The organism is Pseudomonas sp. CMR5c, assembly GCF_003850545.1.
Taxonomy (GTDB): Bacteria; Pseudomonadota; Gammaproteobacteria; order Pseudomonadales; family Pseudomonadaceae; genus Aquipseudomonas; species Aquipseudomonas piscis.
Window position 1 is genome coordinate 1,717,502 of sequence record NZ_CP027705.1, and the last position, 17,910, is coordinate 1,735,411.

The 17,910-nt window shown below is 64.4% G+C and carries 20 protein-coding genes and 1 pseudogene; 9 read left to right on the forward strand and 12 right to left on the reverse strand.

Translation table 11 applies throughout. From position 1 onward, the window contains the following. Positions 1–55: 55 nt before the first annotated feature. Positions 56–343, forward strand: coding sequence for a SelT/SelW/SelH family protein (locus C4K40_RS08015; RefSeq protein ID WP_022642980.1), 288 nt, complete (start codon positions 56–58; stop codon positions 341–343). On the opposite strand, the gene C4K40_RS08020 is transcribed toward C4K40_RS08015, so the two are convergent. Then, positions 337–1,230 (reverse strand): DMT family transporter, encoded by an 894-nt coding sequence (locus C4K40_RS08020; RefSeq protein WP_053135161.1) that lies wholly within the window; start codon positions 1,228–1,230, stop codon positions 337–339. The two genes, C4K40_RS08015 and C4K40_RS08020, sit on opposite strands and share 7 nt — an antisense overlap. A 46-nt stretch (positions 1,231–1,276) precedes the next feature. Then, the gene (locus tag C4K40_RS08025; protein WP_053135158.1) at positions 1,277–2,092 is read right to left on the reverse strand and encodes an AraC family transcriptional regulator; all 816 of its coding nucleotides are present in this window, start codon (positions 2,090–2,092) and stop codon (positions 1,277–1,279) included. Positions 2,093–2,224: 132 nt separating this feature from the next. Between C4K40_RS08025 and C4K40_RS08030 the strand changes: the two genes are divergently transcribed. Continuing rightward, positions 2,225–3,046 carry a UDP-2,3-diacylglucosamine diphosphatase gene (locus C4K40_RS08030; protein ID WP_022642984.1) on the forward strand — a complete coding sequence of 274 codons (822 nt, stop codon included), beginning with the start codon at positions 2,225–2,227 and terminating at the stop codon, positions 3,044–3,046. 138 nt (positions 3,047–3,184) lie between these two features. Here the strand turns inward: C4K40_RS08030 and C4K40_RS08035 are convergent, their stop codons facing one another. After that, positions 3,185–3,496 carry a DUF962 domain-containing protein gene (locus tag C4K40_RS08035; RefSeq protein ID WP_053135155.1) on the reverse strand — a complete coding sequence of 104 codons (312 nt, stop codon included), beginning with the start codon at positions 3,494–3,496 and terminating at the stop codon, positions 3,185–3,187. 159 nt (positions 3,497–3,655) lie between these two features. Between C4K40_RS08035 and C4K40_RS08040 the strand changes: the two genes are divergently transcribed. After that, entirely contained in the window at positions 3,656–4,717 is a 1,062-nt protein-coding gene (locus C4K40_RS08040; protein WP_053135152.1) for an AraC family transcriptional regulator, read from the forward strand. Here C4K40_RS08040 and C4K40_RS08045 read toward each other — a convergent pair. Then, complete coding sequence (locus tag C4K40_RS08045; RefSeq protein WP_053135149.1) at positions 4,674–6,128, reverse strand: TrkH family potassium uptake protein; 1,455 nt, start codon at positions 6,126–6,128, stop codon at positions 4,674–4,676. The two genes, C4K40_RS08040 and C4K40_RS08045, sit on opposite strands and share 44 nt — an antisense overlap. Before the next feature lie 123 nt (positions 6,129–6,251). Between C4K40_RS08045 and C4K40_RS08050 the strand changes: the two genes are divergently transcribed. Then, complete coding sequence (locus C4K40_RS08050) at positions 6,252–6,818, forward strand: NAD(P)H nitroreductase (RefSeq protein ID WP_022642987.1); 567 nt, start codon at positions 6,252–6,254, stop codon at positions 6,816–6,818. An 80-nt stretch (positions 6,819–6,898) separates the two neighbouring features. Here the strand turns inward: C4K40_RS08050 and C4K40_RS08055 are convergent, their stop codons facing one another. From C4K40_RS08055 to C4K40_RS08080, 6 genes are all read right to left on the reverse strand, one after another. Then, complete coding sequence (locus C4K40_RS08055; protein WP_053135147.1) at positions 6,899–8,239, reverse strand: HAMP domain-containing sensor histidine kinase; 1,341 nt, start codon at positions 8,237–8,239, stop codon at positions 6,899–6,901. A gap of 64 nt (positions 8,240–8,303) precedes the next feature. Then, entirely contained in the window at positions 8,304–8,741 is a 438-nt protein-coding gene (locus tag C4K40_RS08060) for a Spy/CpxP family protein refolding chaperone (protein WP_053135142.1), read from the reverse strand. A 190-nt stretch (positions 8,742–8,931) separates the two neighbouring features. Continuing rightward, positions 8,932–9,609, reverse strand: coding sequence for a response regulator transcription factor (locus C4K40_RS08065; RefSeq protein ID WP_022642990.1), 678 nt, complete (start codon positions 9,607–9,609; stop codon positions 8,932–8,934). Positions 9,610–9,616: 7 nt separating this feature from the next. Next, entirely contained in the window at positions 9,617–10,027 is a 411-nt protein-coding gene (locus C4K40_RS08070) for a translation initiation factor 2 (protein ID WP_022642991.1), read from the reverse strand. 109 nt (positions 10,028–10,136) lie between these two features. Continuing rightward, positions 10,137–10,436: a YciI family protein gene (locus C4K40_RS08075; protein ID WP_022642992.1), complete on the reverse strand. Its 300-nt coding sequence runs from the start codon at positions 10,434–10,436 to the stop codon at positions 10,137–10,139. 1 nt (position 10,437) lies between these two features. Beyond that, entirely contained in the window at positions 10,438–11,034 is a 597-nt protein-coding gene (locus C4K40_RS08080; RefSeq protein WP_022642993.1) for a septation protein A, read from the reverse strand. An 87-nt stretch (positions 11,035–11,121) separates the two neighbouring features. Here C4K40_RS08080 and C4K40_RS08085 point away from each other — a divergent pair. From C4K40_RS08085 to rluB, 5 genes and pseudogenes are all read left to right on the forward strand, one after another. Continuing rightward, a pseudogene (locus C4K40_RS08085) lies at positions 11,122–11,981 on the forward strand (PHP domain-containing protein). A gap of 13 nt (positions 11,982–11,994) precedes the next feature. Continuing rightward, a complete protein-coding gene (locus tag C4K40_RS08090) occupies positions 11,995–12,624 on the forward strand; it encodes an L-threonylcarbamoyladenylate synthase (RefSeq protein ID WP_031321142.1) in 630 nt (209 codons plus the stop codon). Positions 12,625–12,744: 120 nt separating this feature from the next. Next, positions 12,745–13,443, forward strand: coding sequence for a ScpA family protein (locus C4K40_RS08095; protein WP_172681671.1), 699 nt, complete (start codon positions 12,745–12,747; stop codon positions 13,441–13,443). A 12-nt stretch (positions 13,444–13,455) separates the two neighbouring features. After that, complete coding sequence (scpB, locus tag C4K40_RS08100; RefSeq protein WP_053135136.1) at positions 13,456–14,451, forward strand: SMC-Scp complex subunit ScpB; 996 nt, start codon at positions 13,456–13,458, stop codon at positions 14,449–14,451. Positions 14,452–14,628: 177 nt separating this feature from the next. Continuing rightward, positions 14,629–15,810: a 23S rRNA pseudouridine(2605) synthase RluB gene (gene rluB, locus C4K40_RS08105; protein WP_022642998.1), complete on the forward strand. Its 1,182-nt coding sequence runs from the start codon at positions 14,629–14,631 to the stop codon at positions 15,808–15,810. 77 nt (positions 15,811–15,887) lie between these two features. On the opposite strand, the gene C4K40_RS08110 is transcribed toward rluB, so the two are convergent. Together C4K40_RS08110 and C4K40_RS31515 are read right to left on the reverse strand one after the other, a co-directional pair. Beyond that, entirely contained in the window at positions 15,888–16,853 is a 966-nt protein-coding gene (locus tag C4K40_RS08110) for a leucyl aminopeptidase (protein WP_053135133.1), read from the reverse strand. 63 nt (positions 16,854–16,916) lie between these two features. After that, positions 16,917–17,054, reverse strand: coding sequence for a hypothetical protein (locus C4K40_RS31515; protein WP_022643000.1), 138 nt, complete (start codon positions 17,052–17,054; stop codon positions 16,917–16,919). Between the last annotated feature and the right edge of the window lie 856 nt (positions 17,055–17,910).

Consider the following 17,910-nt stretch of genomic DNA (forward strand, 5'->3'; position numbering starts at 1 on the left):
GGCGATAAAGCCGGCTATTATAGCGACGCCCTCGAACTCAGGACCCGGCCGTACCATGACTGAACGTAAACCCGAAGTGATCATCACCTATTGCACCCAGTGCCAGTGGCTGCTGCGAGCGGCCTGGTTGGCCCAGGAGCTGTTGAGCACCTTCAGCGACGACCTGGCCAAGGTCTCCCTGGAGCCCGCCACCGGCGGTACTTTCCGCATCCAGTGCGATGGCGTGCAGATCTGGGAGCGCAAGGCCGATGGTGGTTTTCCCGAAGCCAAGGTGCTCAAGCAACGGGTCCGCGACTGCATCGATCCCGAGCGTGACCTGGGCCACAACGACCGGTCTCAGTGAGAGCCTGCCTGGGCGGTTTTGCCCTGGCTGCCTGAACCCGCGGACAGGCGGCTGGAGACCACGATCGCGGTGATGATCAAGGCTCCGCCCAGCAGCATGCGCAGGGTCGGGTTCTCGCCGAACAGCACCCAGGCCACGGTGATCCCGTAGACCGGCTCCAGGGCGAAGACCACCGCCGCGGTGCGTGCCTTGATCACCGCCAGGCTGGCGACGAACAGGCTGTGGGCCAGGCCGGTGCAGAAGATACCCAGCAGGCTGATCCACAGCCAGTCCATGGCGCGTACCTCGGGCAGTTCCGGCGCCGCCACCGGCAGCAGGCAAAGGCCCACCACCAGGTTCTGGCACAGCGCCGCCTGTACCGCTGGAATCCGTCCCGAGCCGGCGCGGTTGTTCAGCGACAGCAGGGAGAACAGCAAGCCCGAGGCCACGGACCAGAGCAGGCCGGTGGTGGCCTGGCTGGCGAGGTCGAAGTCCGGAGTAACCAGCACCAGGCCGATGCTCACCAGGGCTACCAGCACGATCTCGTTGATGCGGATCCGCTCGCGGAAGATCAAGCCTTCGAGAATCACCGTGAAGGCCGGGAAGCTGGCAAAACCCAGGGTGGCGATGGCCACGCCGGCGATCTTGACCGAGACGAAGAAACTCACCCAGTGGCCCGCCAGCAACAGGCCGCTGAGCAGCAAGCGCAACCAGTCGCCGGTGGCCAGCCGCTGCCAGGGCGTATTGCTGGCCAGGCGAGCGAAGAACCCCAGGGCGAGCACGGCGAAGGCCGCGCGGCCGAACACGATGACCGCCGGTGAAGCGGCGGCCAGTTTGCCGAACACACCGGTCAGGCCGAACATCAGTGCGCCGATATGCAGGGCGCCAAGGGCGGTACGCGGGGTCATGTCATTCCTTAACGCAAGACGGGCCGTGATGGCCGGGACGATGGGCTCAGTCTACGGGGCCGGCACCGATGTCGTCTGTCGCGAGGCTGCCGGCTTTTGTCGAGCAACTCGCGCGCGCTTCTTGGCGCAACTGGCGGGGCGAGCGGCCGAATTCGCGCAATATCGCCGCCGAGAAAGCGCTCTGGGAGCCATAGCCTACGCGGTCGGCCACCTCGCCGATGGGCATCGACGAGCCACGCAACAGTTCCACGGCCATGTGCAGGCGCCGGCTGCGCACGTAGTCCATGGGCGTGCGCCCGCATTCGGCGATGAAGCGCGCGTGCAGGCGTGTGCCGGACAAACCGGCGATTCGCGCCAGATCGGCCACCTGCAAGGGATGGGCGGCGTGGCGATCGATATGGGCGTTCAGCGCGGCAAAGGGCAGGCGTCGTTCACCAGGGTGGCCAGCGGCCGGATGGTTGAGGCTGGCCAATAGCAGCACCGCCCCTTGCTGGGCGATCAACGGGTCGTCCACCGGGCTGTCCGCCAGCCAGTTGACCAGGCGGCTCTGGTTCGGCGCCAGGACCTGGCGCCGCGGGCTGTCGAGCAAGCGTCGGCTGGCCTCGGCATGTTCTCCCAGGGACTGGCCGAGCCAATGTTCGCCGGGTATGTCCAGCACCAGGCACTGGCTGCCGCCGGGGCTGCCGCAGATATGCCGGGCGCCGGCCGGCACCACCACGAAGCTCTGCTGCCGCACTTGGCTGCCCTGGCCCTCGACCTCGAAGTCGAGTTGGCCCGAAAGGCCGAATACCAGTTGCGCATGCTCGTGGCTGTGGGCGATCAGGTCGTGGCTGTAGTGGCGCAGGGTGAGGATAGATCCCATCGCGGTCTCCTTGGCAGGCCCGCAGTCTACACCGGCCGTCGGGCCTTTCGCGCTGTCATCGCTCTGCCGCATATCTGTCATGGGCCATTAACCGCTTGGGAGCAAGCTCGCAAAAAATCCCGGAGAGCGTCCATGACCCATGCCGAACTCGCCAAACCCAGCCGCAAGCAGCGGGTACGCACCCTGTGGATCTCGGATGTGCACCTGGGCACCCGGGATTGCCAGGCCGAGCACCTGGCGCAGTTTCTCAAGAGCTATCACGCCGACCGCATCTACCTGGTGGGCGACATCATCGATGGCTGGAAGCTGCGGGGCGGGATGTACTGGCCCCAAGCCCACACCAACGTCATCCGTCGCTTGCTGACCATGAGCAAGCGCGGCACCGAGGTGATCTACGTCACCGGCAATCACGACGAATTCCTGCGGCGCTATTCCAAGCTGATCCTGGGCAACATCCAGTTGGTGGACGAGGCGGTGCACGTCACCGCGGATGGCCGCCACCTGCTGGTGATCCACGGCGACCAGTTCGACGTCATTACCCGCTATCACCGCTGGCTGGCGTTCCTGGGCGATTCGGCCTACGAGTTCACCCTGACCCTCAACCGCTGGCTCAACCACTGGCGGGCGCGCTACGGCTATGGCTACTGGTCGTTGTCGGCCTACCTCAAGCACAAGGTCAAGACCGCCGTGAGCTTCATCAGTGATTTCGAGGAAGCCATCGCCCATGAATGCGTCAAGCGCGAGCTGCACGGTGTGGTCTGCGGCCATATCCACCATGCCGAGATCCGCAAGGTGGGCGAGGTGGAATACCTCAACTGCGGGGATTGGGTGGAATCCTGCACGGCGCTGATCGAGCACTGGGATGGCACCATCGAGCTTTATCGCCTGGCCGAAGCCCAGGCCCGCGAGGCCCAGCTCAAGGCCGAGCGCATGAAGCTGGCCGAACCCGCCTGAATCCCGTGGTTCGCGTTTGCCTGAGCCGGGCTGACCGGCTCGGGCAGGCCGTCCTGAAGCTATTCAGCGCATTTACCTGTCGGCGATGAGCCTGGCGCTACCTTTGCAGCAACATCTCCCCTCCGGCAGCGGCCCGGCCTAGAAGGGCACCTTGCCCAGCAGCATGTCGCGGTACATGACGAAGTCGCCCAGCAGGCTGTACAGCGGATGCTGGAAGGTCGCGGGGCGGTTCTTCTCGAAGAAGAAATGCCCGACCCAGGCGAAGCCGTAGCCCGCCACCGGCAAGGCCAGCAGCAACAGCCAGGCACCTTTGCCGATGGCCAGGGCCAGGAGGAAGATCACCAGGGTGGTGCCGATGAAGTGCAGGCGGCGGCAGGTGCTGTTGCTGTGCTCGCTCAGGTAATAGGGGTAGAACTCGGCGAAGCTGTGGAACTGGCGGACGTTTTCCATGGCTGCGGTCTCGGTGCTTGTTGTTATGTGAGCGGGTGTTCTGCAAGGAGCCTACCTGAGTCTAGAGTCCCGGGCCGCAGCGGCCAGTGACAATAGGCGCCACTTTAGTATCCTTGGGAAATTGGCCGTTACCTGCGGCTCATCATATAAGAAGCCCCCATGAGCGAACGAACCACGTCGGCGAGCTGGACCCTGGGAATCGTCAAGGCCCTGGAAATGGATGGCCTGGATTGTCGTGTCCTGTTCGAGCAGCTGGGGCTCGACTATGCCGCCCTGGAAGATCCGGACGCGCGTTTCACCCAGGACTCCATGACCCGGCTGTGGCAGCGGGCGGTGGAGCTGTCCGGCAACCCGGCGATCGGCTTGAACATGGGCAAGGTGGTGCGCCCGGCGTCCTTCAATGTGGCCGGTTATGCCCTGATGTCGAGCCGGACCCTGGCCGAGGGCTTCCAGCGCCTGGTGCGCTACCAGCGGATCATCGCCGAAAGCGCCGACCTGAGCTTTCGCCTGTTGCCTGAAGGTTATGCGTTGATCCTCACGGTGCATGGCGACCACCTGCCGCCGACCCGGCAGAGCGCCGAGGCGTCCCTGGCCTGCGCCCTGGCCCTGTGCGGCTGGCTCACCGGCCGTGACCTGCGGCCACGCAAGGTGATGCTGCAGGGACCGCAACCCGAGGACACCCAGCCCTATAAGGACATGTTCCATGCGCCGCTGATGTTCGCCGCGCCCTTCGATGCGCTGATCTTCGAGCGGGCCGACATGGAGAGCACGTTGCCCACTGCCAACGAGGCCATGGCCCAGCTGCACGACCGGTTTGCCGGCGAGTACCTGGCGCGTTTCTCCGAAAGCCGGGTGACCCACAAGGCGCGCCAGGTGCTATGCCGCCTGTTGCCCCAGGGCGAGCCCAAGCGCGAGCGGGTGGCGCAGATCCTGCACCTGTCCCAGCGCACCTTGCAGCGTCGCCTGCAGGAAGAGGGCACCAGCTTCCAGGCGCTGCTCGACGACACGCGCCGGGAACTGGCCGAGCAGTACCTGGCGCAGCCGAACATGACGTTGCTGGAGATCGCCTATCTGTTGGGGTTCGCCGATCCGAGCAACTTCTTCCGGGCCTTCCGCCGCTGGTTCGACGCCACGCCCGGCGAGTACCGGGCGCGGCTGGCGGAGTTGCCGGCCTCGGTCAATGACGCCAGAACGCCGGAATACACAACACGAACACCGTGATGATCTCCAGGCGCCCCAGGAGCATGCCCAGGGACAGGATCCACTTGGCGGCATCCGGCAGGGTGGAGAAGTTGCCCGCCGGGCCGATGGTTTCCCCAAGGCCCGGGCCCACGCCGGAAACGGTGCTGGCGGCGCCGGTCAGGGCGGTCATCCAGTCCAGGCCCAGTAGCGACAAGGCCAGGGCGATCACGCAGATGGTGATGGCGAAGAAGAACGAAAAAGTCAGGATCGAGCGGACGATTTCCTCGTCCAGGCGATGACCGTTGTACTTCTGCTTGATCACCGCCCGAGGGTGGATCAGCTGGTTGAGGTTGGCCTTGAGCAGGATGTAGGCTACCTGGAAGCGGAAGATCTTGATCCCGCCGGCGGTAGAACCCGAGCAGCCACCGACGAAACCCAGGTAGAAGAACAGCATCAGCGAGAAATTGCCCCACAGGCTGTAGTCGCCCAGGGCGAATCCGGTGGTAGTGACTACCGAGGTCACGTTCAGCGCCACGTGGCGCAGGGCATCGAGCCAATGCAGGTTGGTGGTCCACCAGTACCAGGTGCCCAGTACCAGCCAGGTCACCAGCAGCATGGCCAGCAGCCCTTGGACTTGCTGGTCCTTGAGCAGCGCCCGGCGGTTGCCACGCAGGGTGGCCACGTACAGGGTGAACGGCAGGCTGCCGAGGATCATCACCAGCACGGCCACCCAGTGCACCGCTGGTTGCTTCCAGTGGGCCAGGGATTCGTCCGAGGTGGAGAAGCCGCCGGTGGAGATCGCCGACATGGCGTGGTTGATGGCATCGAACACATTCATCCCGGCCCACCAGAACGCCAGGCTGCCGATGATGGTGATGCCCACGTAGGTGGCGACGATCAGCCGGGCCACCATGTGCGAGCGCGGCATGACCTTCTCCGAGCGGTCCGAGGATTCGGTCTGGAACAGGCGCATGCCACCGATGCGCAGCAGCGGCAGGATCGCCACCGCCATGCCGATGAAGCCGATGCCTCCCAGCCAGTGCAGCAACGAACGCCAGATCAGGATCCCCGGGGACATGTCGTCCAGCCCGCTGAGCACCGTGGAGCCGGTGGCCGTGATGCCGGACATGCTCTCGAAGAACGAGTCGGTGTAGCTGATGTGCTGGGTCAGCAGGAACGGCAAGGCGGCGAAGATGCACACCACCACCCAGCTGGAGACGGTCAGCAGGTACATGTCCCTGGGGCGCAGGTGCACATGCTCGGGCCGCCCCGGGAGCACCAGGGCCAGGCCGGCGATGAAGGTGATCAGGCTGGCCCAGAGGAACGACGGCAAGTCGCCGGTGCGCTCGAAGATCACCAGCGTCGCCATGGGCACGACCATGGCGATGGCCAGGGTGATCAGGAAGATGCCGATGATGAAACCAATGATCCTGAGGGTCGGCAACGCCATGTGTTCAGCTCGGGCTGGAATAGAAAGGCGCTCATTCTACCTGCGAGGCAGGGCATGTAAACCAGGCATCCGGTTAGCGGATACCGCTAGAATAGCCGGACATTTTTTCCAAGGAGGTGGCCGATGGAGGCTCTCGACGCTTTGCTCAACCGTGTTTCCGTGCCACGCCTGGTGGAGCCTGCTCCCAACGCGCAGCAGCGTGAGGCGCTGTTCGCCGCGGCCCTGCGTGCTCCCGATCATGGTCAATTGCGGCCCTGGCGGTTCCTGACGGTGGAGGGCGAGGCGCGCGACAGCCTGGGCGAGCTGCTGGTCGAGGCGGTGCAACTGCAGGGCGGCGAAGTGACCCAGGCGGCGGTGGACAAGGCCCGCGCCATGCCGCTGCGCGCGCCACTGGTGGTCGTGGTGGTCGCCCGCTTGCAAGAGCACTTCAAGGTACCCCGCAGCGAGCAACTGCTGGCTGCGGGCTGTGCGGCCCATGGCATCCTGCTGGCGGCCTACGCCCAGGGCATCGGCGCCGTGTGGCGTACCGGCGAGCTGTCCTACTCGCCCCATGTGGCCAAGGGCCTGGGCTTGGCTGAAGAGGAAGAAGTCATCGCCTTCCTGTATCTGGGGACACCGCTGAACGAGCCGCGGATCGCGCCCAAAGTCGATACCAGCGAGTTCGTCAGCGCCTGGACCGCCAAGGCCTGAGCGGCTCCAGCGATCTCGCGTTACCAGCGGGCAAGTACGTCGTCACCGGCTCTGGTGGCAACGACTTGCCCGTTGTGCATTCAGGCCTGGACCACGGCGCCGGGGACCAGCGGCAGTTCCAGGGTGGCGATGAAACCACCCTGGGCATGGTTGTCCAGGATCAGGCTGCCGCCGTGGCGTTCTGCCGCGCGGCGCGCGATGGCCAGGCCCAGGCCGTGCCCGGCGGCGCTTTGCCCGGGGGCACGGAAGAACGGCTCCCCCAGCTGGGCCAGGTACTCCTCGGGCGCCCCGGGGCCATGGTCGCGCACGCTGATCAGGATTCGTTCGCCCTGGCGCCGGGCCTGGACCTCGATCGGTTGCCCGGCCGGGTTGAAGCGCTGGGCATTGCGCAGCAGGTTGTCCAGGGCCCGTTCGAGCAGGGTGGGCCAGCCACGTATTTGCAGCTGGGGCTGGGCCTCGATCTGTACCAGTTGCTCGGAGCAAGCCAGTTGTGCGTCTTTCTGCAAGGCCAGGAGCAGGGCATTGAGGTCCACCTGCTCGGCACTGGCGTTGTCGGCATCGACCCGGGCCAGGACCAGGATCTCGCTGATCAAGGCTTCCAGGCGATCGCATTCACGGGTCAGTCGTGGCCAGAGCTGTTCGCGCTCCAGGGGCGCGGCCCGTTCCGCCAGCGCCAGGGCGATGCGCAGGCGTGCCAGGGGCGAGCGCAGTTCATGGGATACGTCGTGCAGCAGTTGGCGCTGGCTGCCGATCAGCCCCTGCAGGCGCGAACCCATGCGGTTGAAGTCCCGGGCCAGCACGCCGAATTCGTCACGGCGGTTGGCCAGGCGGGCCAGGCTGTTCTGCTGGTAGGTAGTCTGGCCCAGGTCGTGCACCGCGCCTCGCAGGCGGCTCAGGGGGCGGGTGATCGATAGCGTCACCAGCAGGCTGAACAGGGTCAGCACCACCAGGGCGATGGCCAGGGCGCTGAGGGGCCAGGTGAGGCTGTCGCGATGCCAGGCGTTCAACTCCGGGTGCGGAATGCGGTAGATGAACAGGTAGGTGTCGTCGGTTCGCGGGCTGGTGTATTCGGCTGTCAGGCGGCGCCAGGGCAGGCGTCGGTCATCGTTGTTCTGTCGTGCCTCGAAGGCGGCCGCGCGGCGTGGGAAGGTGCCGCGTACCACCGGGTCGCCGCTTTCGTTGAGCACCTGGACGTCGATGTGATATTGGCGCTTGCGCTGCTGGAGGACTTCCTGGGCAGCGTCTTCGCCTTGTTCCTCGTAGGTCTGCGTCCATTGCTCGGCAAGGTTGTTCAGGCCCGGGTGGCGGCTGAGGATCCAGGCGTCCTGGTTGAGCATGTGGCCCAGCAGGATCGACAGCCCGGCAACCAGGGCAATGGCCAGCCAGAAGCTGGCCAGGACACGCCAGAACAATGAACGCACAAAGACTCCTTGAATGCACGAAGCCCAGTGGCGGGGCCACTGGGCTGGTGGGGACGCTAGCGCATTATTGCGCTTTTTGCGGCTGTTGCGCTTTCCAGGCCTTGAACTGGGCCCATTCGGCGCGGCGTTCTTCCTGTTTCTTGAGGTTGGCGTCGAACTGCTTCTGTTGTTCAGGCTTGAGCAGGGCGCGGATATCGGCCTGGGTCTTCTGGTGCTTGGCGGCCAGTTCGTCCTTCATGGCCTTCTGGTCGGCCGGGGAGAGTTTCTCCAGGTATTTCTCCACGAGCGCCTTGCGTTCGTGCATTTGCTCGCCCATCAGCTTGCCGATCTGCTGGCGCTGTTCGCGGCTCAGGTCCAGCTGGCTCCAGGGGCCTTTGCCACGCATGTGCTCGCTATGCCGTGGGCCATCCATCGGGCCCATGGGGCCGTTGCCTTCGGGCATGGCCATGGCCACGGTCGGCAGGGCGGCGGCGAACATCAGGGCGATCAGGGTCTTGCGCATGGTGTGTCTCCTTGTCTCATTCCCGGTCGGTTCCGGATGAGTTCAGGTTACGCACATCAAGGTCAGCGGCGGTCAGCTGAGGGTAAAGCTTGGGTAAAGACGCGAGGCCGGCCTCCTGACAAAACCGCCTAGGTGACGTTGTTGCTTGTTCCGGGAAGGCGACCCCGTAGCCAGGCGTACGGGCCAGTGGCTAGAGGCTGTAGTAGTAGCCGCGGCTGCGCAGGGCGACGATCCGGGGGCGTCCGTCAGGATGGGGGCCGATCTTCTTGCGCAGGTTGCTCACGTGCATGTCCAGGCTGCGGTCGTACAGGGTCAGCTTGCGACCCAGGGCGATCTGCGCCAGTTCCTGCTTGTCCAGGGGTTCGCCCGGTTGCTTGAGCAATGCTTCGAGCAGGCGGCTTTCGGAAACCGTCAGGCTGATGTCCTGGCCATCGAGGGTGACCACTCCGCGTACCGGGCTGAAGCACAGGTCGCCCAGTTCCAGCTGGCTGGAGGCCGCTACCGGGTGGCTACGGCGCAGCACGGCACGCAGGCGGGCGGTGAGTTCGCGAGGATCGCAGGGCTTGGCCAGGTAGTCGTCGGCGCCCAGCTCCAGGCCGAGGATACGGTCCAGGGGTTCGCCACGGGCCGAGAGCATCAGCACCGGTAGTTCGGGGTGGTCGTTGCGCAGTTGCTTGAGCAGTTCCAGGCCGCTGCCATCGGGCAGCATCACATCCAGCACCACGGCCGCCGGTGTGTGGTCGGCCAGGGCCCGGCGGGCGCTGAGGCCGTCATGGCAGGCGCGAACCTGGAAGCCTTCCTGGCTCAGCCAGCTGCTCAGGAGCTCGCACAGCTCCTGGTCATCATCAATCAGTAACAGGTCGCTCATGAATCACTCAATTTAGCCATTGTCGACGTCTGCGATGCCCGCCACTGGCAAAGATACCGCAGAGCAGGGCGATGAGGGCCACGCCGCCGCCGGTGATGAACCATTGCTGCTGCTCGGTCAAGAGGCGCGGCGTCGGGTTGGCCTGGGCCTCCTTGAGTTGCAGCTTGAGGCGCTGGTTCTCCTGGCGCAAGCGGGCCAGTTGTGGGCTTTCCCGTTCGGCATCGGCACTTTGCAGCTGTTTGCTCAATTCCTCGCGCTGGCGCTCGCTTTCCTTCAAGCGTTGCTGCAGTTCGGTGATCTGGCTACCAGCGCTCAGGGACAGCGGCGTCGAGTACCCGCCTTCCTGGGTTTCCTCGGCGAGGGCCGGGGCCCCGATCGACAACATGACCAACAACAGGCACAACGGACCTTGGCGCATCGAAACTCCTGATTCCAATCGGATGTTGGGCAGGTTGTCGGCCGTCAAACGAGAATAATGAGCGATTGAGAACGCGATGAACCGGGAAGGTTCACCGCGTGGGAGGGGGTTACGGCATGGATTGCTTGAAGGGCTTGACCAGAACGTTGCCATAGACGCCAGCGGTCACGAACGGATCTGCCTCGGCCCAGGCCTGGGCGGCGGCCAGGGAATCGAACTGGGCGACGATCAGGCTGCCGGTGAAGCCCGCAGCGCCCGGATCTTCGCTGTCCACCGCTGGATGCGGGCCGGCCAGCACCACCCGACCCTCGGCCTGGAGCTGCTTCAGGCGCTCCAGGTGCGCCGGGCGCGCGGCCTGGCGTTTTTCCAGGGAGTTGGCGACGTCTGTGGCAATAATTGCGTAAAGCATGTCAGTCCTCGGTTTTCGGAGTGGTGGAGTCGGTGTCATGCAGATGGCGCGACAGGTAGATACCCTGGCCCACCAGGAACAGTACGGTCATGCCCAGGCTGCCGAATACCTTGAAGTCGACCCAGATGCTCTGGAAGGTGAAGGCGACGAACAGGTTGGCCGCGCCACAGAACAGGAAGAACGCGATCCAGGCGATGTTCAAGCGGGTCCAGACTGCGTCCGGCAGGCTCAGGGCATGGCCCATGATGCGCTTGATCAGCAGTTTGTCGCCGATGAAGTGGCTGCCGATGAAGGCCAGGGCGAACAGCCAGTTGACCACCGGGGCTTTCCACTTGAGGAAGGTTTCGCTGTGGAAGGCCAGGGTCAGGCTGCCGAATACCAGGCAGGCGATCAGGGTCAGCCACTGGCTTTTCTCCAGCTTGCGCTGGGAGATGAACAGCGCTCCGTAGACCACCAGGGAACTGATGATCAGCACCGCCGTGGCGCTGTAGATGCCGCCCAGGGTGACTTCGTGACCGGCGAGGTCGACGACGCGAGGGTCGATTTTGTAGACGATGAAGAACAGGAACAGCGGGATGAAGTCGATGAATTGTTTCACAGTGGCAGCCAGAAGCAGGATGTGTCGGCATAATAACAAACATCCCAGGTAGCGAAAGCGCCAGCTGATTCGAGGTTTTACCGTCCCGTGAACATTGATTTGCACTGCCATAGCACGGCCTCCGACGGCGCCCTGGCGCCCGCGGCGGTGGTGGCCCGGGCGTACGAGAAAGGTGTGCGAATCCTGTCCCTGACCGACCACGATACCGTCGAGGGCCTGGCCGAGGCGCGCGCCGCCGCCCGGGAGCTGGGCATGCAGTTGGTCAACGGTGTCGAGCTGTCCTGCACTTGGGGCGGTGCAACCATTCACGTATTGGGGTATGGCTTCGACGTCGAGGCCCCGGCGCTGGTGGAGGCCATTGGCAAGCTGCATGAAGGGCGTTGGCTGCGTGCCGAGGAAATCAGCCGCAAGCTGGCCCTCAAGGGCATGTCGGGGGCCCTGGAGGGCGCCCGGGCGATCCAGCAGGAGCTGGGCGACAGCGGTAATGCCCCGGCTCGCCCGCATTTCGCCGACTATCTAGTGCGTGCGGGTTTCGTCAAGGATCGTGCCGAGGCGTTTCGCAAATGGCTCGGTGCCGGCAAGCTGGGGGACGTCAAGCAGCACTGGCCGACCCTTGAGGAAACCGTCGCCACCCTGCGCGAGGCCGGCGCCTGGGTCAGCCTGGCCCATCCCTGGCACTACGATTTCACCCGCAGCAAGCGTCGCCGGCTGATTGCCGACTATATTCAAGCCGGTGGCCACGCCATCGAGGTGGTCAATGGTCACCAACCAGCGGAGCAAGTGGGCAGCCTGTCCATCCTTGCCCGTGAATTCGGACTGCTGGTCAGCGCCGGCAGTGACTTCCATGGCCCGGGGGCTGGTCCGAGATCGGTGAGTACCGCCCGGTCCCTGAGGACCTGCCGCCACTTTGGTGTCGGTTCAAGCATGAGCCAATTATTGCCGCCTGAGCAGGTAGAGACAGTGAGTCAATTTTTCCAGATCCACCCGGAAAACCCCCAGCCACGCCTGATCAAGCAGGCCGTGGAGATCATTCGTGGCGGCGGTGTGGTGATCTATCCCACGGATTCGTCCTACGCCGTTGCCTGCCAGATGGGCGACAAGGGCGCGATCGAGCGGGTACGGCGCCTGCGCCAGCTGGACGACAAGCACAACTTTGCATTGATCTGTAGCGATCTCTCGCAACTGGGGCTGTTCGCCAAGATCGATACCGGCACTTTCCGCCTGCTCAAGGCCCATGTGCCCGGGCCCTATACCTTCATTCTCAATGCCACCCGTGAAGTGCCGCGCTTGCTGTTGCATCCCAAGCGCCGCACCATCGGCCTGCGGGTGCCGAGCAATCCCATCGCCCTGGCGTTGCTGGCCGAACTGGGCGAGCCGCTGATGAGCGTCAGCCTGATCATGCCCGGCGATACCGAGGCCTTGAGCGACCCGCACGAGATGCGCCAGTTGCTGGAGCACCAGGTGGACTTGATCATCGACGGTGGTTTCGGCAGCACCGAATCCTCCACGGTGATCAGCCTCGCCGACGGCGAGCCGCAAGTGATCCGCGTCGGTTGCGGCGATCCAGCGCCCTTCATGGCCGAGGCCTAGATGTCCGCAGTGGAAACCGTCGACGAGCAGGCCGGCGCCCAGCAGGAGCTGCCATTCGCCATGGTCTACGGCCAGGCGGTCATGGAGATGCCCCTGGACCTGTACATCCCGCCCAATGCCCTGGAGGTCTTCCTCGAAGCCTTCGAGGGCCCGCTGGACTTGCTGCTGTACCTGATTCGCAAGCAGAACATCGACATCCTCGACATCCCGGTGGCGGAGATCACTCGCCAGTACATGGGCTACGTGGAGCTGATGCAGTCGGTGCGTCTGGAGCTGGCGGCCGAGTACCTGGTGATGGCGGCCATGCTGGCCGAGATCAAGTCGCGCATGCTCTTGCCGCGTTCGGCCGAGATCGAGGAAGAAGAACAGGATCCCCGGGCCGAGCTGATCCGCCGCCTGCAGGAATACGAGCGCTTCAAGGCCGCCGCCGAAGGCATCGACGAGTTGAGCCGGGTCGGCCGCGAGGTGCTGGTGCCCAAGCTCGATGCGCCCCAGGCCCAGGTGCGCAAGCTGTTGCCGGACGTGGCGCTGGAAGAGGTGCTGATGTCCATGGCCGAGGTCTTGCGCCGGGGCGACATGTTCGAGAGCCACCAGGTCAGCCGCGAGGCCCTGTCCACCCGGGAGCGCATGAGCGATGTGCTGGAACGCCTCAAGGGCGGCGGTTTCGTACCCTTCGTCGAGCTGTTCCGCGCCGAGGAAGGGCGCCTGGGGGTGGTGGTGACCTTCATGGCGATCCTCGAACTGGTGAAGGAGTCCCTGGTCGAGCTGGTGCAGAACGAGCCCTTTGCGGCCATCCACGTACGGGCGCGAGCCGAATAACGAGCTTAAATCATGAATCTGAACGAACCCCGCGAGCTGGCCTCCCTGCTCGAAGCCTTCCTGTTGGCCTCGGGAAAGCCCCAGTCTCTGGAGCGGCTCTACGAGCTGTTCGAGGAGGCCGAGCGGCCTGACCCGGCGGTCTTCAAGAAGGCCCTGGCGCTATTGGGCAAGTCCTGCGAAGGGCGGGCCTTCGAGCTCAAGGAGGTGGCCTCCGGCTATCGCCTGCAGATCCGCGAGAAGTTCGCTCCCTGGGTCGGTCGTCTCTGGGAAGAGCGGCCCCAGCGCTATTCCCGGGCGTTGCTGGAAACCATGGCGCTGATCGCCTACCGCCAGCCCATCACCCGCGGCGAGATCGAGGATGTGCGTGGCGTGGCGGTCAACAGCAACATCGTCAAGACCCTGATCGAGCGCGAGTGGATTCGAGTGGTGGGGTATCGCGACGTGCCTGGCAAGCCGGCGATGTTCGCCACCACCAAGGCCTTTCTCGATCACTTCAACCTCAAGAGCCTCGACGAGCTGCCGCCGCTGGCCGAGCTGCGCGAGATGGAAGCCGAGCCGGTGCTGGAGTTCGACGATGCGCCGGTGCCCGAGCATCTGCAGCAACTGGCCGACGCCAGCGCCGAGCCCGAGCCGCCCCAGGAGGAAACCAGCTTCCATACCTTGTTGCTGGAGCTTGACTCCATGGAAGAAGGGCTCAAGACCGATTTCGACGATCTGCACCGTGACGATCCCGAGCAGGACGAGCTTCACGAGACGCGGGAGCCGAGTACAACCGCTGCTGGCGAGCCGCCTGAACCTGCCAGCGGTGAGCCGCTGGAGCCTCTGGCGGACTTCCCGGTGGACGAGTCGCCCGAGGCGCCAGGGGACGATGTGCTGGGTGTCGCCGAGGCCCGGGCCAAGCTGCTGGCCGCCGTGGCGGCCCTGGAACCCCAGCTGAGCGAAGAAGAAGCCGAAGCCCGGGCCCTGGCCGAGGCGATCGAACAAGAGCGGCGCCTGCTGGAGGATTGACGCGCGGCCGCCGGCCAGCGGAAAAGCGCCACGATGGCCGATGATCGACTAGTCTGTGATGCGCAACGGCCGCCATCAGCGTATGATTCGCCACCTTTTGGCGAGCCCATCGCCATAGAACCTGTTTCCATGCCTTCAGGCTGCTCGGCCTGAAGCGACACACCGGGAGGTGCCCAGATGAGCGACAAAGACCAGAACGACCAGGAAATCCGTCCAGCCGGCGAGAAGCTGCAGAAAGTCCTCGCCCGCATCGGCGTCGGCTCGCGCCGCGACGTCGAGGCCTGGATCAGCCAGGGCCGGATCAAGGTCAACGGCGTGGAGGCCACCCTGGGCCTGCGCGTCGACCTGCACGATGCCATTTCCATCGATGGCAAGGTGGTCAAGCGCGAAGAGGCCGCCGAGTCGGTGCGCCGCGTGATCATGTACAACAAGCCCGACGGCGAGATCTGCACCCGCGACGACCCGGAAGGCCGCCCGACCGTATTCGACAAGTTGCCGCGCCCGCGCGAAGGCCGCTGGATCAATATCGGCCGCCTGGACATCAACACCACCGGCCTGCTGATGTTCACCACCGACGGCGAACTGGCCAACCGCCTGATGCACCCCTCTTTCGAGATGGACCGTGAATATGCGGTACGGGTGCGTGGCGAGGTGGATGACGAGATGATCGAGCGCCTCAAGGCGGGCGTCATGCTCGAAGACGGTCCGGCCAAGTTCACCGATATCCAGCAAGCTCCCGGCGGCGAAGGCTTCAACCACTGGTACCACTGCGTGGTGATGGAAGGTCGCAACCGTGAAGTGCGCCGCCTGTGGGAATCCCAGGGCCTGGTGGTCAGCCGCCTGAAGCGCGTGCGTTTCGGCCCGGTGTTCCTCAACTCCGACCTGCCCATGGGCCGCTGGCGCGAAATGAGCCAGTACGAAGTCGATGTGCTCAGCGCCGAAGTCGGCCTGACGCCGGTAGCCATGCCGCAGCTCAATGCCAAGTCCAAGGACCGGCTGGAGCGCATGCAGCGCAAATCCTCGCGGCCGATGGCCAAGGGCGAGCGTGTGCGTACCCTGCGCCCGGCCAATGGTGCCCCGGTCGCCCCGCGTGCCCCGCGCGAACCGCAACTGGAAGCCGAACGCCCTGGCCGCAAGCCGGCTGGCCGCCAGGATGGCGAGCGCGCTCCACGGGCCCCGCGCCCGGCAGCCGGCCGTGGAACTCCGGTGGCCGAACGTCCGGCGGATACCAAGCGTCCTGCGCCGAAGTCCAAGCGCCCAAGCCCGGGCCTGGACCAGGATGCACCGTCGGGCAAGCGCCGTGGCGCTCCGGCCGGTGGCGGCCAGCGTCCGGGTTTCGGTCGACGCAAGCCGGAATAAGCCCATCCCGGGATGAAACAACGCCAACCTTAGGGTTGGCGTTTTTTTTGCCTGCAATCCTGGCCGGTTTTGCCGAGCTAGAAGGCGAACTGACCGTTGAATACCGGCTTGCGGTCCGCTGCCAGTACCCCGGAGCTGAAGATCAGGTCCAGGTGGTGGCTACCCTTGGCGCCACCGCCCAGGCCCAGGTGCAGCCCGCAATGGCGTTCTTCGAAGCCGGAGTTGCGCCCATACAGCGACTTGATGCCTTCGTTGGTGCCGATACCCAGTTCCTCGATGCGCCGGTTCGACGGGTTGGCATCCAGGTACTTGTTGAAGTCGTTGACCAGGCCGGGCACCTGGCTCGCCACCTGGCGGATGCTCGAGTTCTCGATCCACAGCTCCAGCGGCACCTGCAGGACCCCGTATTTACGGGCGAAGGGGATGGTGCTGAGGAAAGTGCCGAGGAACTTCACATGGCCATTGATCTCGTCGCTGTGGGTGGCGATCTCGCCCGGCGCCAGGTCGTAGTTGCCCACACCATTGATATCCGTCCACTTCTTCACCGTGTGAAGTGGCGCCTCGAAGTACGACCCCAGGGGGTCGCTGAAGCTCAGGATGCTGGCCTGGGACAGGCGGCGGATCAGGGTTGCGTTGAGGTCGGCGATTCGCTGGGGTTCGACGCTGAAGGTGTCGTAGAAGTACTCGCCGTAGTCCTTGAACAGCAAGGATTTCTTCCAGTGCTCGGCCATCAGTCCATGGAGCGGACGGAGGAACTCCGGACCGTCGGGACGCGGCTGGGGCAGGGTCGAGGAATCGTAGAAAAAAATGTACAGGTCACATTCGGTGATGGCCCGGACGAGGTTCTCGGCCGGCTCCAGGTCCAGGCGCAGGGCACTGATGGTCAGCGGCGTGGCCTGGCGGGCTTGTTCGATGATGGCCAGGGTCATGGCCTGGTACTCGGCGGTATGGCCGATCAGTACCTTGGCGGTTGCCAGGCCGTTGAGGGCCGGGTGCCGTTCCAGGTAGTACAGGAAATGACGGATGGCGCGAGTCTGGTCCATAAAACCTCCCTGTAGGACAAAGATGACCGGAGCAGGCAGGGCCTGCTCCGGTCCGCGGACGTCTTACATCGGCCACATGGCGGTGCCGAACGGCACCACGGCATCGGCTTGCATCATTTCCACGGCCGCATCGTGGGTTGCAGCTTCGAACCAGTCGTCCAGTTGCAGTTCGGTTTCCAGCTCTTGTTCCAGTGCTTGCATGGTGCTTCTCCTGAATGACATTGCGCTTGGCAGTCCATTGGTGGAACGGATCGACAGCAGTGAACGGGATGGTTGCCGAAGCCGCCCATTCGTTCCTCGAGCTTGCCGGGTGACTGAGCCGGCAAGTGGCTGGAAACCTAGACCAGGGTGTTTTGAAGTGCAAAAAAATAATTAGATTATTTTCTGATGAACTTTATTTTCTATTTCTCCTGGAAAAATTCACCCCGGAAAACAGAATCCTAGGCAACTTCTCTCGGCTCGGGCGCACTAGCGTCAATTTGCAGTCGGTCCAGGCCTGGTAGCGGAATGGCAAATCTACGTTACGGCTTGTAAAGGATTGTTTACGAAATGCGGCGCTTTGCCCCGTGGATAGGAGATCGCTCTGCGCCTGTAAGGAAAATCTTCCGCAGGGCCGCCCGTCATGGTCCGCCAAGGGCTCTGGCCCGCTTGTTCCAGGCCCCTCGGGCAGGTGAGATGTACACCTGCCTGCGTACAGGTGCATAACAAGAAGGAGGCGCAATGAACGCCGTAACCGACTTCCATCGATCCCCTTCGAAGAGCGTCGACCGTCGCTTTTCCATCGACGACCCCACTCGGTCCGTCTCATTTTTCGCCGCCGATGCCGAGCATCGAGCAGGCCACGCAAGATCCCGGTTACCGGCACGCTGATACAGCGATGTCTGGCGGCAGGGGGTCAGGGGTGTACAATGCCCGGCGTTTTAACTGTGACCCCACTGCGTACCCGCGCATTTTGCGTCTGGACAGCGGTTTCCAGCCTGCCTGCATAGCCCTGGAAACACCTGCACAGAACCAATAACTCAAGGTTATCCACCTTGTTCATTCCGTCGCGTCACGA